This window comes from Cellvibrio sp. KY-GH-1, assembly GCF_008806975.1.
GTDB lineage: Bacteria > Pseudomonadota > Gammaproteobacteria > Pseudomonadales > Cellvibrionaceae > Cellvibrio.
Genome location: NZ_CP031728.1, coordinates 5,489,415 through 5,507,192 on the forward strand (window position 1 = coordinate 5,489,415; position 17,778 = coordinate 5,507,192).

The following is a 17,778-nucleotide window of genomic DNA, read 5'->3' on the forward strand; positions in this document are numbered from 1 at the left end:
GAAACCTTTGCAAACCCGAGTCTCATTTCCCGCGTTAACCGGCCTGTTGGTGCTTGCTACCGCACTCGCGTCGGTTATCGCACTTAACACCGGTCTGGCCGATATTGATGTGATTCGTGGTCTGCAGGATTTTTTTAACGGCGAACAAAGTCTTGCGGCCAATGTGGTGGGGCAGATTCGTTTGCCGCGTTTAATTCTCGCTATTGTCATAGGCGCAACACTCGGGATGAGCGGTGCGGCCATGCAAGGTTTATTGCGCAATCCACTGGCTGACCCCGGAGTACTGGGGGTGAGCAGCGGTGCTGCCTTCGGTGCAATTTGCACCTTGTATTTTGGCGTGGCGGCAAGCGCGTGGTACTGGCTGCCGGGCGCCGCAATTGCTGGCGCACTGTTTACCTTATTTATGGTGTATCTGCTCGCGGGTTTACACAGCAGTATGCTGGCATTAATTTTGGCGGGTACGGCAATGAGTGCAATTATGGTGTCCTTAATTGCCGTCGCATTAAATTTTGCACCCAGTTTGTATGCGATGCAGGAAATTGTATTCTGGATGCTCGGTTCTTTAGCGAATCGCCATTTTGATCACGTCAGTATTGCATTGCCGCTTGCACTTATCAGTTGGGTGATGATGCTAAGTCGTAGTCGTTTTCTCGATGCGCTTAGTTTGGGGGAAGACAGTGCGCGTTCGCTCGGGTTTAACAATCAACGCGAACGCTGGATTTTATTACTGGGCATTTCTATCGGTGTCGGTGCTTGTGTAGCAGTCAGTGGTGCAATTGGTTTTATCGGCTTGGTCATTCCGCATCTGCTGCGCCCTTTTGTGGGTTATCGCCCAGGGCAGTTAATGTTTGCCAGCGCGCTGGGTGGTGCATTGTTGCTGGTGTTAGCCGATATTCTGGTGCGCCAGTTTGATAGCGCGCGCGAGCTGAAATTGGGTGTTGTTACCTCATTAGTCGGCGCGCCGTTTTTTCTGTTATTAATTTTAAAAACCCGTTCACGGTGGGCTTGATGATGACCACTAGGTTAAGAGCGCAATCTATTTCTGTTGTGCGTGATAACACAAGCATTATCGATAATGTGGACGTGCAATTGGCGCCCGGTGAATTCGTGGGTTTGATTGGCCCCAATGGCGCGGGTAAAAGTTCACTGCTGCGTGTGCTCGCTGGTTTGAGCGATGCGGACGCCGGGCAAGTTCGTATTAGTAATAATCAGCACGCTGATATCGCCTTGCAGCAATTGCCGGATCGGGCGCGGGCGCAATTGCTTGCCTATTTGCCGCAGCAGGAAACACCGGCCTGGCCGCTGCAAGTGGAACATCTGGTTGGTCTTGGCCGCGCGCCATGGCATAAACCCATGAGTGGCAAATCTACGCGTGATGCTGAAGCTATTGAACGTGCATTACAAATTACCGAGTTAACCCAACTGCGTCACCGCATAGTGACTACACTCTCCGGAGGCGAATTGCAGCGTTCTTTATTAGCGCGTGTATTTGCCGGCGAGCCGGAAATTATTCTGGCCGACGAACCTATTGCGGCGCTGGACCCTTATCACCAGTTGCATATGATGGAGTTACTGGCCGAGCACGCACAGCAGGGCGGATCAGTGTTTGCCGCACTGCACGATTTAAGTTTGGCGGCACGTTTTTGTTCGCGCCTGGTGTTAATCCACCACGGCAAAATCATTGCCGATGGGCAACCAATTCAAGTGCTTACCACCGAAAATTTGCAACAGGTCTATGGCATTAGCGCTTATGTCGATTGCCGCGATGATGGTGTGGTCATAATCCCGCGTAAGCGGGTGATTTAAGCATAGCCCCGCGTAAGCGGGTGCTCTAAAAAATGTCCCGCGCAAGCGGTTGATTTAAACATAGCCCCGCGCAAGCGGGTGGTGTGATTATCAATAAAACTCGTTCGGAGGTTCTTGGTCGGATTAATTAGCTGAGACCGTCGGAGCCAGGGATGGCGACGACGAGCCTACATGGATGTATTCACGGCGTGTCCCAGCTAATTAATCCGACCAAGAGCCGACCTGAAATTCTGCTTATGGAATACCAATATGAAAGCCGGATTATTCAAAGCAATCATCAATTTTTGGCCGCCGATGTTCTTCTCCGGCATCAAAGTCACGCATATCTCTGGCGACTACAAAGAGACCCGCGTTACACTAAAGCTGCGTTGGTACAACAAAAATTATGTGGGTACCCAATACGGCGGCAATTTAATTTCCATGACTGACCCCTGGTACATGCTGATGATTATGACCAATCTGGGTCGTGATTATTTTGTGTGGGATAAGCATGCCGAAATAGATTACATCGCTCCCGGTAAAACTCACGTTCACGCGCAGTTTAAAATTACCGATGAAATCCTCGCTGACATTCGTGCAAAAACAGTGAATGGTGAGAAGTATGTGCCGGAGTTTGTTGTTGAAATAAAAGATGATAACGGCCATTTAGTGGCGCGAGTCAAGCGCCGTGTGTACATCAAGTTAAAACCGCGTGCCCGCACGAATGAAGATCCGCAAACCAGTGAGCCGGATCTTGAAGATGTCAATAAAAATGAGTGAGAGAAATTACAACACCATGCTAAATGTTGCCCTTTGCTCCTACGGTATGTCCGGCAAGGTATTCCATGCCCCGCTAATTACTGCCGAGCCACGCTTGAATTTGCACAGTATTTTGCAGCGCAATGAACCCACTGCATTGGTGGATTACCCGCAAGCAAAAATTGTTAAATCGGTTGATGAATTAATTAACAATCCGGAAATTCAACTGGTTGTTGTTAATACACCTAACGAACATCATTACCCCATGACCAAAGCAGCGTTGCTCGCCGGAAAACACGTGGTAGTAGAAAAGCCGTTTACGTTGAGTTTAAGTGAAGGCAATGAATTAATTGCACTGGCACAGCAAAAAAATCTGATTCTTTCGGTATTTCAAAACAAGCGTTTGGAAAGCGATCATCTGGATGCGCAGCAAGTTATCCAATCCGGTGCGCTAGGGCGTATAGTGGAAGTGGAATGGCATTATGATCGCTACCGTACCAACATCACCCACAAAAAATGGAAAGAAGATAATTTGCCAGGCTCTGGAACCTGGTTTGATTTGGGAATTCACATGGTGGATTCCATGCTGTGCCTATTTGGAAAGCCGAACGCTGTCTACGCTGATATGCGCAGCTTGCGTCGCGCAGAAGGTTCGACTGATTATTTTAATGTCTGTTTTCACTACGATGATGTGCGCGTAATTCTGCGCTCCAGCACTTACGTCAGTGAAAAGGGTGCAACTGTTGCTATTCACGGCGATAAAGGGTCCTTTTTAAAATTCGGGCAAGATGTTCAAGAGAGTCAAATGATGCGTGGCATCATTCCCGGCATGGCAGGATGGGCGCAGCCCGGCGCAGATAACTACGGTGTTTTACATGTACACAATAATGGCGAAGCGACACGCAGCACCATTCCCGGCCAGCGCGGTTACTACGAGCATTATTATAAAAATATTGTGGATACGATCAGCGGCCATGCATCCCTGGCATTTCTGCCGCAGCAGTCCTTGTTGGGTGTGGAGTTGTTGTTGGCGGGCGAGGCGAGTGCAAGGCAACAGCGATTAATCAATCTTTAACTGCGGGGCGCGAGTGCGCCCCTATTTTTTATCCTTCCAGATCAAATGCCAATGCCTTCCCAAATTCCGTTACGGGAATAATTCCAATCGCAACTATCTGTGTAATTGCATAGAGTAATGTACCTACGACCAATGTTGGATGTATACGTTTGTAAAAGATGCGGTCAATCACGAGTGGCGTAATTAACAGCGTATAGGTTCCCAACAACGTAAAAACTACGCCATTAATAGGGAAGCCTGGCAAATAAGCAAATCGGGTCAATGTGGCAGACATCATGCTGAGTGAGGCCAGTAGCATGAAGCGTTTGTGAGCATCGCCTTTCTTTCTGAATAATATTCCGAGCACATAAAATCCGCTAAAAAATACTAACGTATGGAAAATTGCCCATACAAAACTGGTGCGAGCCATTAGCTGTTGCGGGCTCCAATCCGGTGTGTAGCTATTCATTGTGCCCAGCATCATACCAATACCTGATAGTGTTAATACGATGAAAAACGCAATGCTGACGTAGCCTAATTTTTTATGTAATGGGGTATTTCTACCGGATATTAATGCTGTTTGTAGCGAAAACAGAATATACCAACCCAAGAATAAGAACCCGTGAACGGCCCATTCCAACGAAAGTTTTTGCGGGTTAGTGATCAGTGTGGTGAAGAAATTGGGAATGAGTGCAGCAAACGTAATGACTAGTAATACCAGTGAAAATCGGCTGTAGGGCGAACGAAAAGAAAAACCTGCAGCGGGAGTGATTGATCCGCTATGAGTTGGTAAGTCCATATAGTTATCTCTTTATTGACATGGGATTACGGAAAAATGCCTCGTGTGTTTTCATGTTATGAAGATCTGTTGCTTTCGACTGTAAAAAAAATGAAAAGAGTATTCTCTCCTAAGGTTTTTAAACGATAAATTTACATGCCTGTTCTTGATGTAATTGTGCTCGCTTGGCACTTAAATATTTGTCCGCACTTTTTACTGCTTACTTTCTTCCAAAGCTCACACTTCCCACTCAAAGTCGAACCGCAAATACAAAACTGGGACTGGCCTTTTATTTTTTAGCTTTTTAGACTCATTTTTCCGGTTGAAACCCTGAGCAATATTGCTGGCTGTCAGGTTTATATCTGGAAACTAACTATTCGACTAACAATAGCAGCGCCTGCCAACCCCGGTATTTGCCGCTGTCGATTAAGGAGAAAGAAAGTGAAAGCTATCGACCATCCATCTGTTGTTTCCCGTCTAAAACATGTCGGATTTTCAGCGGTTGTTGCCAGTGCTGCCTTACTGGCTACTGTTGAAGCCAGTGCGCATGGATATGTTTCATCACCCAAAGCGCGGGTGATTGTGTGCAAGGAGAACGGCATTGAAAATCCGAGTTTACCCGCGTGTGTTGCTGCCAAGGCAGCGGGCAATGTCGGTTTTTATTCACCGCAAAGTATTGCGATTGGCGGTGTGCGGGATAACCATCAAGCCGTTATTCCCGATGGTAAATTGTGCAGTGCCGGTGTGGGCGGTTATGCCGGTCTGGATCTGGCGCGCAATGATTGGCCGGCAACCCAGGTCCAAGCGGGGTTTCGCGAGTTTGTGTGGACCAACACCGCGCAGCATCGCAGCATGTATTTCCGCTATTACATTACCAAGCAAGGCTATAACCCCAACCAACCATTGAAGTGGTCGGATCTGGAACAAATTCATCAATCATCGCCCACCGGGCAAGAAGCCGTATCGCGTCACCAGGTAAATTTGCCGCCGCGTACCGGACGACATGTGGTTTACAGCATTTGGCAGCGGGATTATGCCGATGCGCCCGAAGGGTTTTATCAATGTATCGATGTGGTCTATGGCAATGAGCCACCCAACAGTTCCGTTGCCGCAACCAGTTCGCGCTCGTCATCAACCGTTTCAGTGGCCAGTAGTACCGGTAGCGATACCTGCGCCGCGTTACCTACCTGGGACTCTGCAACTGTGTACAACAAACCACAACAGGTGAAATACAACAATAAACGTTATCAAGCGAACTATTGGACCCAGGGCAATAACCCTGAGCTGACTTCCGGGCAATACAACTATTGGCTGGATCTGGGTGACTGTAATGGATCTGGCGGTGGCTCATCGACAGCAGTGACGTCCTCACGCAGTTCTGCGGCAGTTACCAGTGCGCGCTCCAGCTCATCTCTTGGCACCGGCAGTTGCACATCACCGGCCTATGTTAATGGTTCCACCTATGCAACTGGTGCGCTGGTGCGCAATGTAGGCAATGAATACCGCTGCACGGTTGGCGGCTGGTGTACGGTGGGTGGGCCTTACGAGCCGGGTGTAGGTTGGGCGTGGACCAATGCCTGGACGCTAGTGCGTAGCTGTCAATAAACGCAATCGCGGCCGATTAATCGAATGACTGTCGCACACATCGCTTGTACGACTGAAAGCGAGCGACGATAAATAGTGAAAGTGTTAATTATTAATGAAATAAAACGGCAGCCTTGTCTGCCGTTTTTTTTTAAATAATTCATGCGATATCGAATTCAGGTTAATCCAGTCACAGATTGGCTATTCGCGTTTTGTAAAATCTCCTCGTTAAGCTACTCTTACGGCTACTAATATAAGACTCAAAAAAATCTCTCCAGTTGTTATCAGCCTTTAGTGTTTCCCTGTCGTATCCGTGTTAGTTGTCCGGAAGTTTTCCCGGGGGATCATTCACATCACTGCAAAAAATACCTGCCTGCTTTTTTAGTCTGGCTGGTTTTTACTGCGTATTATTTTTGTTGCTCGCGGAGGAACGAAGAATGAAATTGAAATCGATTTTGGAAAATGTGCCCGGCGCGTTAAGGCGGCTGTCATTAAAGCGACTGTCGTTAAAAAGACCGTCGTTAAAGAGGCTGCCCTTAAAGCGTTTGGCACTCGGTGCCACTGTGATTATCGCCGCCGCGCAAACGGGAACGGCCTATGCGGCAAAGTGTGAATACATAGTTGCCAATGATTGGGGCAACGGATTTACCGCGACTATTCGTATTACCAACAACGGCAGCAGCGCAGTCTCCGGTTGGAATATTAGTTGGAATTATAGCGATGGATCGCGCGTTACCAGTAACTGGAATGCAACCTTGTCGGGCGCTAATCCCTACACCGCGACACCATTAAATTGGAATAGTAATATCGCGGTAAATTCGAGTATTGAGTTTGGTATTCAGGGAACCAACGGCGCGGGCAAGGCGCAAGTGCCGGTCATCACCGGTGCAGTGTGCAGTTCAGTGGTGACGTCCAGTGTCCCTTCAACGGTGGCGAGTACTAGTGCAGCGCGAACCAGCGCTTCAACCGTGGCAAGCTCCGCGCCACGTACTTCGTCGAGTACGCCGTCTTCGGTTGTGCGATCATCTTCGTCCACTTCAATATCCGTCACCGGCCAGGCCTGCAACTGGTATGGAACTATTACTCCATTGTGTGCAAACACAACGAGCGGGTGGGGTTATGAAAATGGAAAAAGTTGCGTGAGTCGCACTACCTGCGCAGCGCAACCGGCTCCCTACGGTGTTGTGAATTCTGGGGTTTCATCTACGGCAGTGACCAGTAGCCGCAGCTCTTCAAGTGTTGTAACCACCAGCCGAAGTTCTTCCAGTGTCATCACTGTGTCTTCCTCCCGTTCTTCATCATCGCGCCCCGCACAAAGCAGTTCATCGGCGAGCAGCATTACCCTTGGTGCGAACTGCAATGGATATGCAACCCGCTATTGGGATTGCTGTAAAGCGCATTGCAGTTGGACTGCAAACGTTCCCTCGGTGGTTAATGCATTACCTGCCTGTGGCAGTAACAATTCACGCTTGTCTGATGTTAATGCGGCCAGCGCCTGTGGAAATGGTGGTGGCAGTGCGCACATGTGTTGGGGGATGGCGCCCTTTACAGTCAGCGATAAATTAGCCTATGGCTACGCGGCCACTTCCAGTGGCGATGTTTGTGGTCGTTGTTATCAATTGGAATTTACCGGCCAATCCCACAACTCACCGGGCGACCCGGGTTCTGCCGCCTTGGCGGGCAAAGTGATGATTGTGCAAGCCACTAACATTGGTTATGACGTTAGCGGTGGCCAGTTCGATATCCTTGTTCCTGGTGGTGGAGTGGGGGCGTTTAACGCCTGTTCAACACAGTGGGGCGTTTCCAATTCGGAATTGGGTGCCCAGTACGGCGGCTTCCTCGCAGCCTGTAAACAGGAGTTGGGCTACAACGCGAGCCTCTCGCAATACAAAACCTGTTTAACCAATCGCTGCAATAGCGTATTTGGTTCACGCGGATTAGCCGAGTTGCAACAAGCCTGTAATTGGTACGCAAATTGGTTTGAAGCAGCGGATAACCCGGCATTGAAATACAAAGAGGTCGCATGTCCTGCGGAATTAACCTCGCGTTCGGGAATGAATCGCGGGCCGTTAAACGATATTAAAACCAGTTGTAATTAAAAAATAATTTCTTCCTTACAAAAAGCAATGCAGGTAATGCTTGCATTGCTTTTTTCCCCTCCCCAATCCGCTCTTTGCCGATGTTTAAAAAACGCCCCCCGATTGGGGGATGCTGCAAATGACTTTCTATCCAATCATTGTGAAGTTGTGGTTATCAGCCACACTGGCGTACGGTCGCTGCGATAGTACTTGGAAATAAAACCCTATTTTTCAACGGATTTACTTTTTAGTATCAAGTGTAAAAGCTTGAGCTCAGGTGAGTCTTTCGTGGAGGAGTTATATGAGCATTTATTTTGAATCTAACAGTATTAAATTTTCCCTGAAAAATGCTCATTCGCTCGCGATATGTGCGAATTTGGCCTATGAATCTGTAGATACGATAAAAACGCGTATGGTTACACAGGGGTTTGCGGCAGAGTTTATCCAGCGACGCGACATACAGGCATTTATTGCTTACAACGACAGTGACATCGTTTTATCGTTTCGTGGGACATCCAGTATTGAAGATTGGATGACTAATGCGGCGTTTGATCTTACTAGCTTTGCCGGAGGAATAGGGAAGGTCCATCGCGGCTTTTCTGACGCTTTGTATTTGGTCTGGAATGACATTACTCAAATACTTGCGCGTGTGCAAACCAAAGCGCAAGCGCTGTGGATAACCGGGCACAGTTTAGGTGGTGCTCTGGCAACGCTCGCCGCTGCGCATTTTGCGTTAGTGTTGGATAAGCCTGTGCGAGGAATTTATACATTTGGTCAGCCACGGGTTGGAAATCGTGAATTTAGCCGGAATTTCGATGCTGATTTAAAAGGACGTTTTTTCCGGTTCGTGAACAACAGCGATATAGTTACCAGAATTCCTACTCGCGTGATGTCTTACAGCCATGTGGGCGCGTTACGGTTTTTTGATGCTAAAGGCGATCTGCATGATGATGTAAGTTATTGGCAAGAATTTTTGGAAACTGTGAAGGGAACTTTCGATGAGTTCTTAACGATTCTACCGGACAACATCGAAGATCACCTGATGAAAAACTATATTCGCCTCATAGCTTCAAAGCTGTAACGGTAATACACCAGTTCAGTAAAACCGGGAGGTTGTATGGATAGTAAAGTCATTGTTTCCAATCGCAGTGTATTGGTTGCCAAGTACGGTTCCAAAGGTTTACTCAAAATCAATAAAGCGCTGGATAAACTGAAGGCTGCCGATAAAAAACGCGGACTTAATACGCAAGTAATTTTTTTGGATGACAAGGTCGCGCTGAAAAAGATGAAAGGCGTCGCTGTGACCAGTGCCGCCAACCCTAAGGAAAATAAACTGGCGATTGATGCCATTTTTAAAATGCTGTCGCCATCCTACTTAATGATTTTAGGGGCGAGCGATGTGGTGCCGCAGCAAAACCTGGATAACACCATGTTTAAGCCCGGGGCGGATGATGATCCTATCGCCTGGAGTGATTTGCCTTATGCTTGCAATGCGACTTACTCGCGCAATCCGCGTAAGTTTATTGCGCCTGCTCGGGTAGTGGGGCGGCTACCTGACTTGCCTGCAGCCACTGACCCTGCCTATTTAATTGGTTTGTTGGCAACGGCGGCCAATTACCAAAGTCGTTCTCTGGATGAATATGAAAGTTATTTTGGGTTGTCTACGTTCAGTTGGAAAAAATCTACTCAACTGAGTTTGAGCAATATTTTCGGCAATATCGCCAAATTGCGTGTATCGCCGACAGATGGCCCAAGCCACCCTGCGGGATTACTGGCATCACGCATGCATTTTATTAATTGCCATGGAGGCCAGGCATCACCAGAATTTCAGGGGCAAAAGGGCAAGTCGTATCCGATTGCTTTAACCACAAAAGCGATTAGTGGAAAAATTAAAGAAGGCACTGTTGCAGCGGTAGAGTGCTGTTACGGCGCAGAACTGTATGAGGCAATAACACTTGGTGTAGATCTGCCTATTTGCCAAACTTATCTGGCCCAGGGAGCCTATGGTTACTTGGGTAGTACAACGATTGCTTATGGACCAGCGGATATTAATGGCTCGGCGGATTTAATTTGCCAGTATTTTCTATTGCATATTATGGGTGGTGCGTCGCTTGGCCGCGCGGCGCTAATGGCTCGGCAACAATATGTTGCCGAAGTGGGGCAGATGGACCCGGTCGACTTAAAAACACTCGCACAATTTTATCTTCTGGGGGACCCCAGCATTCATCCGGTGCTAAAAGCTGAACCTGAAAAATCTGCCAGTGTTCTTGCTAAAAATGCCGATCAATTCGCACGTGCGGAACGGCGCACCAAAATGCAAGATGTAGCCGCATTTCTGGAAAAAACCAAGCCAGTAGTCGCAAAAGCGTCTGTCAGTAAATTATCGGCAGATGCAAAAAAATCGCTGCAAAACCTGGCGCGGTTAGCAGGGCTGAATTCGACACAGGAGTTTGACTCCTTCGCGGTTAAAATCCCTGCGGCGGCAAAAGGCCTCGGCGTCAAGGTGGCGGCCGCGCCCAGTAAATATCATGTTGCTTTGGGGGTTCCTGAGGTTGGAAAGAGTGATAAAGTTAACCGGGCGGTTGCTGTGGTAGCCAAAGAATTGAATGGCAGAATTGTTGGCTATCGTATTTATGAGCAGCGTTAATTCATTTTTTTGGTGTTGCGCAATTTATCTATGAGCTACAGCAATTCTTCCGCTCCACAAAAAGTCACTGGTTTAAGTGGGCATGTCGTGCAGGACGATTATGGTAGTGGCAGCAAGAGTGCCCATTCTGCCCTGTTTATTCAAACGGCAGCAGGGCGGCTATTATTGCGGCGCAAAACCGGCCCCACCATGGGTGATGACGCGTTATTACAATTCCTGGGCAAACAGGTGCAATGCGATGGCTTTATTGTTGGCAATAGCCTATTGGCAGAATCCATTAAGGTCGTTGACTAGATAACCCAAAAAATACTGGTAGGCCAACGATTGGCTGGTTGATAGTAAATTATTTATAAAATAAGTTAAGGAAAAAAATGTTAACAAAGAATCCCGGTCATATATTTTCCTCACAAAACATCGAGTCAATCGCGCCTAGTCAACGTATGCATTTGATATTGCTGGGTGTCGAAAACATCGCCAAATCACGCGCGTTTTATGAAGCGCTGGGGTGGTCGAAATCCCCCACCGGTCACGATGAATTTGTTAAATTTAATTTAGGTGGATACGCGCTTTGTTTAATATCCCGCGCGGCGCTCGCGGCGGATGCTTTGGCGGAGCCTGCCTCGCCGTCCGGTTTTAACGGAGTCGCATTTGTGTATCTGGCAAAGTCACCGGAAGAGGTACCAGCCATTCTGGCTAAAGCGGTGGAAGCGGGGGGAACACTGGTGAAGCCGGCAACGCGAACCCCTTGGGGAATTGCGGGTTATTTTAAAGATCCCGATGGATATTTGTTTGAAGTGGATTACGAAGAAGTTTGGGTTTTTGACGAGCAAGAGAGATTAGTCGTTGACGAACTCCATGAGAGAACTTGTTAAAACCTTAATCGGGGATATTCATTTCAGCGGTTGAAGCGCGCTTGGGGCGAAATTTTCTGCTGATTGCTTTGCGCCAATAATGCAGAGGAAACAATCCGCACAGAAAAATGCCAGCGTACCAATGAATACTGCTGACATTCAGAAATTCCAATGTGTCTTGCGGGTAGTAAAGCAACAGGCCACTGACAACCAACGCGCACCAAAGGCCAAGGTGTAAATAGCCATCCAAATGGTGCTTTTTCTTGTGCAGTTTTTTTTGGATGTGATCGGCAAATAAGTAGCCAAATATAAAAACACCGAGCATAGCGCTCAGGCCGTGCAATTCGCGGAAGAGACCATTCAAGGGGTGAGGGAAATCATCAGCACTCGCCGGAGCCAGCAAATAGAGCGCGATACCGGTCACTGCGGTTGCGAGCAGGATAAGCCATAAACTGATGCGTGATTTCTTCATGGTAGTTTTAATTGGGGGAGTCTTCAGCGGGCGCTATTCTGACAGCTGTTGCGTGGAAAATGTAGCCGTGTTGGTGTGACTATCACCGGGAAGTGGAACCCAGCGGCCACCTAACGGGCGAATATATTCGCTGCGTATTGCTGGCGGCGTGTTGGCTGCAACTTTGGTCAAGGCATCCGCGCGCCAGGCGCTCTGAGCGATTACGGTCCAGGTCGCTGGCTTTATCGCGTTTCCCTCGGCGGTTAATAAAATGCCCGGTGTTTCCTCTGTGTATGTACTGGTGGAGGTTGCTATAGCCGCGTTTTGTAACCCGCCCATAGCGTGATCAAAGCCACGATGATCGCGAACGCTAATCGGCAAAATCGCTGATCCATATACGCGAATATCTCCGCCGGCATTCACCCAGGCCGAGGCAACGCCCAACAGCTGCAGTGTTTTGATGGCGCTATCGACGGCAAAGCCTTTGGCGATTCCATCGAGCGTGATCCATACCGGGCGCTGCAAGCGCGCGTACTTGCCACTTAATTCCAAATCCTGCCAGTCGCCGGAAGCCAGTGTTGGATGGTTGGTTTTTAGTGGCGGCAGCGCGCCTTTATCCACCACCTGTTTGCCGAGTGTGCAGTTAAATTTTCCAGCGCTGATACGCGTGAGCGCGCGCGCCAGTTTCAAACATTGAATGCTGGATTTGGTCAGCGGGTGCCATTCATAAGGCGCGCTATTCAAACGCGACAATTCACTTGCGGGGTCATGAAAACTGAGTTGCTGTTGAATTTTTTCGATGCAAGAAAAAGCCGCACTAATGGCGGCTTCGGCTTGTGTCGCACTTAGCGACCCTGGTTCGGCAATCGCAATTTCTACAAAAGTCCCGAGCAGTGGACGCAAGCGTTTCAACATAGAAATTACTGGCTGAGCGCAATTTTGTGAATGGCGAGCAGGCGTTTTACCCCGTCAGTGACGTTGCGGCAGGACAAGGTTGCACCGCTGATATTGGGAATATCTTTATTGAGTTTGAATTGATCGTTCAGGGTTTTGCCCTGGAAGTGCGTGCGCCATTCTGGTTTTCGGATTTGCCCTCCGTGAGTTTCGCGATAGCTTAGTATTTCTATTCCCAGTACTTTTCCCTCGGGAGAAATCGCCGCCGCATAAGTAATAAATTCGTGCTTGCCGATAACTTCATCCACTAAAAAATAACCCAGCAATTTTCCATCTTGCTCCGCGCGCCAATTTTGTTGTACCTGGGTGCGCTGGCGCACACCGGCGATTTTTTTAATCTGATTGCGTTGGTCGTCAGTGAGATTTATCGCCGATTCCAGAAATACTTTTGCCTCCGGGAATAACACCTGTTGCGCTTGGGCAACCGTTAAATAGTCTTCGGCTTGGGCATGGCTAACTATCGCTGCAGGAGCGATTACCGCGAGCGGCAGGGCGATAAAACCGGGGATATTGCGCATGGAAATTTCTCTTAATCGCGCCCGGGTTATACCGGGCGACAATTACAACAACGACCGTGAATGGATTAGAAATTCAAACCAATTTTCAAGCGAACTTCTTGCTCGGTTTTTTCAATTAAATGCAAACCGTCTTTTTGTCCTTCAAAGGTTTCGCCACCACCGCGTACTTGATCAAAGTAGGTCAGAGTGAACCAGTAATCCTGACCGCCGTAGTGCAGGCTTGGGCCAGCAAATACAGAATTGCGCTCCATTGCCACTTCGGTTTCGTATTCAGTCTCGTACAGGGTTTCCACACCTATGAACCAATTGGGAACAAAACGGTAGCTGAGTGCAGTGCCTGCCCAGAATTCGATCTCTACTTCCATTTCGGTCGGCCACTCGTAATCTTCAGGCAGATTGTCGATAGGCTTGCGCGTGGCGCGAGTACCTTCAGTACCAAAGTTGGCGGCCCAAATCAGTTGACCTTCCATAAAATATTTTTGCAGCTGCAGCTCAAGATCGAGACTGAAGGTGTCTTTGTCGCGGCCTGAGTGTGGGTCGAGTACCAGGTAGTCCACGCCGAAGCTCATCGACAAACCAAAGTCATCCAACGCCGGGCTCAGGAAATTGTATTTACCGGAAACTTCACCGCCCTGAAATTTTAATCCGTACTTTTCATCGCCGGGCATATAGCCATCAATAACCAAGCCGGAAGTATCAATCGATTGCCCCTTGATCTCGCCTTTCACGGTGAACTTGTCAGTCACACCGTATTCCAGTTCGGTTTCGGTGTTATAGGCGGTGTACTCGCCCACACTCTTGTCGGAGCGTTGGGTCACTACCTGGTAAAACTCCCAGGCGCCAGCCGGTAATACTTCCGAGCCTTTGATGTAGCCAAACAGGTTTTCGTCTGCCTGGGTGGGAATCGCAAACAATCCGGCCAATGCCAGGGGAATTAACTTGGTACGCATGGTAAATCCTTGAATAAATCTTGAATGTAATAAATATGCAGCTAGTAGCTTGAATCTTACGCATTATAATTGCATTTGATATTGATTGTTATCAACTTTTGAGCAACAGGGAATTGCCGATACGTAAAATGCGGGAGGTAGTTGCGGATTTAACGGGGAAAATACGTGATTCAGGCGGGGTTTAAACTGGAAAAGGGCGGGTACCAGTCGGGCACCCGCCAGACGTGTTTATTTTTTGTTCGCTTTCAGCATTTCTTGTTTGAAAAATTCACCTTGTTCTGAAGGCGTGAATTTCCAGTCTTTAATCATGACTGGCGACCAATCCGGGTCAAACACCCAAACCGTGTAAGACACACCTTTTTTCGCCATGTATTCAACAATATTGGGGCCGTAGGTGCCGTCGTTATTTATCACTGGAACGTGGGCGCCGTAATCGGTCTCTTTCGCCCAACCCAATTCAGTGGCGATCATCGGATATTTATCGGCTACGTAACCCCAGGTTTTATCCCACATCGCGAAAAAATTCGCCTTGGTTGGATCTTGTGGCTTCGCTTTTTGGGGATAAGGATGAATTGCGTAGGCGATGTTGTCGCGGCGCACGGGTGCTGTGGCGATGGGCGATAAATCGTATGCCCAGTTGTAACCGGCTACTAGTGGAATCGCATTTTTGTTATAGAGGCGAATTAAGTCGATGTAATCCTCTAACAAGTTGCGCCAGCTTTCCCAGCTCGCTTTGCCCAGTGAAAAGTCGCCAGTGCCGATGTAATTATGTGTGGGCTCGTTAAAGATTTCGTACACCGCCACGGTCGGTACTGTGCGATAGCGCAGCGCAATTTTACGCCAGAAATCAGCAGTTTCTTTTTGAGTGGTCTCGTACATTACGTGTTGGTACATTTCAGCTTCAAGGTTGCCGATAGAGTGCCAATCGATAATTAAATACATATTCAGGCTGTTGGCCCAAAGTACCGCTTCATCCAGTCGTTCAAAGAACCAATCTTTACCGTGTTTGCGCCAGGACAGCGGGTGGATCGGAATACGAATGGTGTTGCCGCCCCAGCGTTGTACTTCTTCAAACAGGGCTTTGTTCCATTGGCCCTGCTGTTGCAGTTTGCCTGGGTCCGCAATGTTTACGCCGCGAAAAATAAAGGCTTTGCCGTCTTCAGTCACAAAACCCTTGCCTTGTACCTTAATCAGGCTTTGTTGGCGCTCAAGTTTTTTTGCATCGAAAGATTGTGGGTAAGGAATATTCCACCACTCATCCGCGGATTGCTGTGCGCCAGTAAAGCCGTGATTTTGACCGGGCGCTTGGGCCGGCGTGGTTGCCGTTTTCACAGTGCTACTACAGGCAATTAATTGGCCGCATAACAAAAATGCAGCGAAGAGTTTCAGGTACATCTTCATGGTGTTAGCTCTTTTATTAGGAAGTGGGTAACGCGAGGAGGAAATTCTTTGGGCAGAATCCCGCTGGGGCAGGACTCTATCAAAACAGTGGGGGGGCTGGAAACCTGTGCGGCGGTGGTATTTTTTTTGCGAAGGCCAAAAGAATTGCGTTAATTTTACTAGTTAAAAATCAGTAATTATTTTTTTAAACGATGATTAATTACCAGCTTAAACAGTACAACGGCAAGGCACCAGCAGGCGATCAATATCACTAATAAAAAGAGGCTGATAAACGCAAAAATATCGGGTGCTTTCATTAGCGTGGTCATTAACGAATCCTGATAATAAAAAAACCACTGGTGACCATCTGGAAACACTTGCTCATGTAACCAATAAAACACTCGAGTGGAGCCTGCGGCGATCACAGCCAGCGCGCTCAGGGCGATACCGGCGAGGAACCCCAGCAGGATTTTTTTATTAGTCGGTGGTAGCCACTTCTGCCAAATCGCCAGGGCGGCCAGCAGAAACCAGAGTGCTAATCCGCTGAGTCCGACGCGATAAAACACATCAATCAGGTGGGCGACATCCTGCAAATGGATAATTTCTGCCTCGTGCATCAGCGCAGTGCTTTTGCCATCACGTAATAAATAGCTGATGTTCTGCAAACCGCGTCCGCTATCTTGTACTGCGTCGCTAATCTCCCCGAAGAGGCGCCAGTGCTCTTTGGCTGAAATGAATTCAAATTCCGCTTTGTGGCGATTGAGCGGAGCAAACTCTGCAATATGTGCTTCAAGCCCAAGCAGTTTATAGCCAAGCGGATAAGCAAAATGTACCTGGGCGGCGATGTGCCAACTGAGGAGGGTAAGAGCTAGCAGTTGGCAAACAAAAAATACTGGCCAAAACACAAGGTTGAGCAGGGTTTTCATAGCTATCAAGAATCTGAATTTCGGGGAAAATTGATCGGCAAATTACCACGTAGGCGCCGCTCGCGCATCCGGCTAGCCATTAAACGCGCTTCAAAAGTGTTACCGATGGCAAAAAATTGACGTTTTTGGTTGGTCAAAAAGTCGACAGATTTAACAATTTTTCGCGCCACATGACGCCTAAATATCTTCTGTGGCACCTATTGCATTGTTTTTAATGATGATTTCAGCGACGGCATCAAATATGCGTATTAAATGTGTGATTGACATCACAAATAATCGCAGGAGAAACGTCATGACTAACTCATGGAAAATCAATCTCGTTGGTGTTTTTGCCGCTTGCTGCGCCTCTTTTGTAGAAGCGGGAGTAATTACTTGTGAACCTGATGATCAGCGCGTAGCGACGCTGAGCGATGCGATTGAGTGCAGAACGCAAAACTCAATCAACCTCAATGATTCCGATGATCTTAATGCCTTGTTTGGCACTGATTACGATTGGGTGAAGGAAGGTGAATTAACGGCCGAAGGCCTTAATGACCTTTTCTCGGTGGATACAGACTCCTGGGGAATCGATGTGACGGGAACCTGGAGTATCGATGAGTCTTTTTGGAATACCTATGGCCGCGCCATTATTACCATGCATGTAGGTCAAGGAGGGGGGAATCCTGATGCATTTGCCTGGGTGATTACACCCGGTGAAACATCGGGTTACTTTTCTTATGAGCGTGTTGCCGGTAAAGGGGGTGGGTTATCCAATATGTTCTTGTTTGGTTCAGGAACCCCGGATGTAAAACTGCTTGAACCTAATGTAAGTTTGCTACTTATGATTGGCTTGTTCTCGATTTTCTTCGCTCGTCGTAGCAGCTCAGTTAAAGGTTAGGGTGTAAAAGTAAAAAGCCGCGGAATCCTCCGCGGCTTTTTTGCCTCTAGCCAAATAATCATTCACCTTTTTTGCCGTTTGTTGACGATCAGTTTTGCGTTTGGCTTTGTGGGTTTTCTCATGCACGCCACCTTTGCGCATAATCGGGTGGAAGGCGTGCCCATTGCGACTTTCTTTTTTCATAGC

Annotated in this window: 19 protein-coding genes; 11 read left to right on the forward strand and 8 right to left on the reverse strand. The window is 48.1% G+C overall.

The features are described 5' to 3' along the window. Positions 1-7 precede the first annotated feature (7 nt). From D0C16_RS22805 to D0C16_RS22820, 4 genes are all read left to right on the forward strand, one after another. The gene (locus tag D0C16_RS22805; RefSeq protein WP_225318824.1) at positions 8-1,009 is read left to right on the forward strand and encodes an iron ABC transporter permease; all 1,002 of its coding nucleotides are present in this window, start codon (positions 8-10) and stop codon (positions 1,007-1,009) included. After that, a complete protein-coding gene (locus D0C16_RS22810; RefSeq protein ID WP_225318825.1) occupies positions 1,009-1,806 on the forward strand; it encodes an ABC transporter ATP-binding protein in 798 nt (265 codons plus the stop codon). The genes D0C16_RS22805 and D0C16_RS22810 overlap by 1 nt, the downstream gene beginning before the upstream one ends. A gap of 249 nt (positions 1,807-2,055) precedes the next feature. Then, positions 2,056-2,565: a DUF4442 domain-containing protein gene (locus D0C16_RS22815; RefSeq protein WP_151034499.1), complete on the forward strand. Its 510-nt coding sequence runs from the start codon at positions 2,056-2,058 to the stop codon at positions 2,563-2,565. Beyond that, positions 2,546-3,619, forward strand: coding sequence for a Gfo/Idh/MocA family oxidoreductase (locus D0C16_RS22820; protein ID WP_225318826.1), 1,074 nt, complete (start codon positions 2,546-2,548; stop codon positions 3,617-3,619). Before D0C16_RS22815 ends, D0C16_RS22820 begins: the two co-directional genes overlap by 20 nt. A 28-nt stretch (positions 3,620-3,647) precedes the next feature. Here D0C16_RS22820 and D0C16_RS22825 read toward each other — a convergent pair whose 3' ends face one another. Beyond that, the gene (locus D0C16_RS22825) at positions 3,648-4,397 is read right to left on the reverse strand and encodes a hypothetical protein (protein ID WP_151034500.1); all 750 of its coding nucleotides are present in this window, start codon (positions 4,395-4,397) and stop codon (positions 3,648-3,650) included. Positions 4,398-4,817: 420 nt separating this feature from the next. Between D0C16_RS22825 and D0C16_RS22830 the strand changes: the two genes are divergently transcribed. The 6 genes from D0C16_RS22830 (at position 4,818) to D0C16_RS22855 (ending at position 11,557) form a co-directional block, all read left to right on the forward strand. Next, positions 4,818-5,981, forward strand: a complete 1,164-nt coding sequence (locus D0C16_RS22830) for a lytic polysaccharide monooxygenase (RefSeq protein WP_151034502.1) — start codon at positions 4,818-4,820, stop codon at positions 5,979-5,981. Positions 5,982-6,397: 416 nt separating this feature from the next. Then, on the forward strand, positions 6,398-8,059 hold the full coding sequence (locus tag D0C16_RS22835; RefSeq protein WP_151034503.1) for a cellulose binding domain-containing protein: 1,662 nt from the start codon (positions 6,398-6,400) through the stop codon (positions 8,057-8,059). Positions 8,060-8,339: 280 nt separating this feature from the next. Further along, the gene (locus tag D0C16_RS22840; RefSeq protein ID WP_151034504.1) at positions 8,340-9,119 is read left to right on the forward strand and encodes an alpha/beta fold hydrolase; all 780 of its coding nucleotides are present in this window, start codon (positions 8,340-8,342) and stop codon (positions 9,117-9,119) included. 36 nt (positions 9,120-9,155) lie between these two features. Next, the gene (locus D0C16_RS22845; protein ID WP_151034506.1) at positions 9,156-10,685 is read left to right on the forward strand and encodes a C25 family cysteine peptidase; all 1,530 of its coding nucleotides are present in this window, start codon (positions 9,156-9,158) and stop codon (positions 10,683-10,685) included. A gap of 30 nt (positions 10,686-10,715) precedes the next feature. Continuing rightward, positions 10,716-10,979 (forward strand): hypothetical protein, encoded by a 264-nt coding sequence (locus D0C16_RS22850; RefSeq protein WP_151034507.1) that lies wholly within the window; start codon positions 10,716-10,718, stop codon positions 10,977-10,979. Between the two features lie 77 nt (positions 10,980-11,056). Continuing rightward, positions 11,057-11,557 (forward strand): VOC family protein, encoded by a 501-nt coding sequence (locus D0C16_RS22855; RefSeq protein ID WP_151034508.1) that lies wholly within the window; start codon positions 11,057-11,059, stop codon positions 11,555-11,557. A gap of 4 nt (positions 11,558-11,561) precedes the next feature. Here the strand turns inward: D0C16_RS22855 and D0C16_RS22860 are convergent, their stop codons facing one another. From D0C16_RS22860 to D0C16_RS22885, 6 genes are all read right to left on the reverse strand, one after another. Then, the gene (locus D0C16_RS22860) at positions 11,562-12,008 is read right to left on the reverse strand and encodes a hypothetical protein (RefSeq protein WP_151034510.1); all 447 of its coding nucleotides are present in this window, start codon (positions 12,006-12,008) and stop codon (positions 11,562-11,564) included. A 33-nt stretch (positions 12,009-12,041) separates the two neighbouring features. After that, positions 12,042-12,902 carry an FAD:protein FMN transferase gene (locus D0C16_RS22865; RefSeq protein ID WP_151034511.1) on the reverse strand — a complete coding sequence of 287 codons (861 nt, stop codon included), beginning with the start codon at positions 12,900-12,902 and terminating at the stop codon, positions 12,042-12,044. A gap of 5 nt (positions 12,903-12,907) precedes the next feature. Continuing rightward, positions 12,908-13,459 carry an FMN-binding protein gene (locus D0C16_RS22870; RefSeq protein ID WP_151034513.1) on the reverse strand — a complete coding sequence of 184 codons (552 nt, stop codon included), beginning with the start codon at positions 13,457-13,459 and terminating at the stop codon, positions 12,908-12,910. Between the two features lie 65 nt (positions 13,460-13,524). Continuing rightward, positions 13,525-14,409, reverse strand: coding sequence for a DUF6662 family protein (locus tag D0C16_RS22875; RefSeq protein WP_151034514.1), 885 nt, complete (start codon positions 14,407-14,409; stop codon positions 13,525-13,527). Positions 14,410-14,637: 228 nt separating this feature from the next. Next, positions 14,638-15,810, reverse strand: coding sequence for a glycoside hydrolase family 5 protein (locus D0C16_RS22880; protein WP_225318827.1), 1,173 nt, complete (start codon positions 15,808-15,810; stop codon positions 14,638-14,640). 176 nt (positions 15,811-15,986) lie between these two features. Then, on the reverse strand, positions 15,987-16,715 hold the full coding sequence (locus tag D0C16_RS22885) for a DUF1461 domain-containing protein (protein ID WP_151034515.1): 729 nt from the start codon (positions 16,713-16,715) through the stop codon (positions 15,987-15,989). 292 nt (positions 16,716-17,007) lie between these two features. Here D0C16_RS22885 and D0C16_RS22890 point away from each other — a divergent pair, with 292 nt between their 5' ends. After that, on the forward strand, positions 17,008-17,592 hold the full coding sequence (locus D0C16_RS22890) for a hypothetical protein (RefSeq protein ID WP_151034516.1): 585 nt from the start codon (positions 17,008-17,010) through the stop codon (positions 17,590-17,592). On the opposite strand, the gene D0C16_RS22895 is transcribed toward D0C16_RS22890, so the two are convergent. Further along, the gene (locus D0C16_RS22895; protein ID WP_151034518.1) at positions 17,578-17,775 is read right to left on the reverse strand and encodes a hypothetical protein; all 198 of its coding nucleotides are present in this window, start codon (positions 17,773-17,775) and stop codon (positions 17,578-17,580) included. The genes D0C16_RS22890 and D0C16_RS22895 overlap by 15 nt on opposite strands. Between the last annotated feature and the right edge of the window lie 3 nt (positions 17,776-17,778).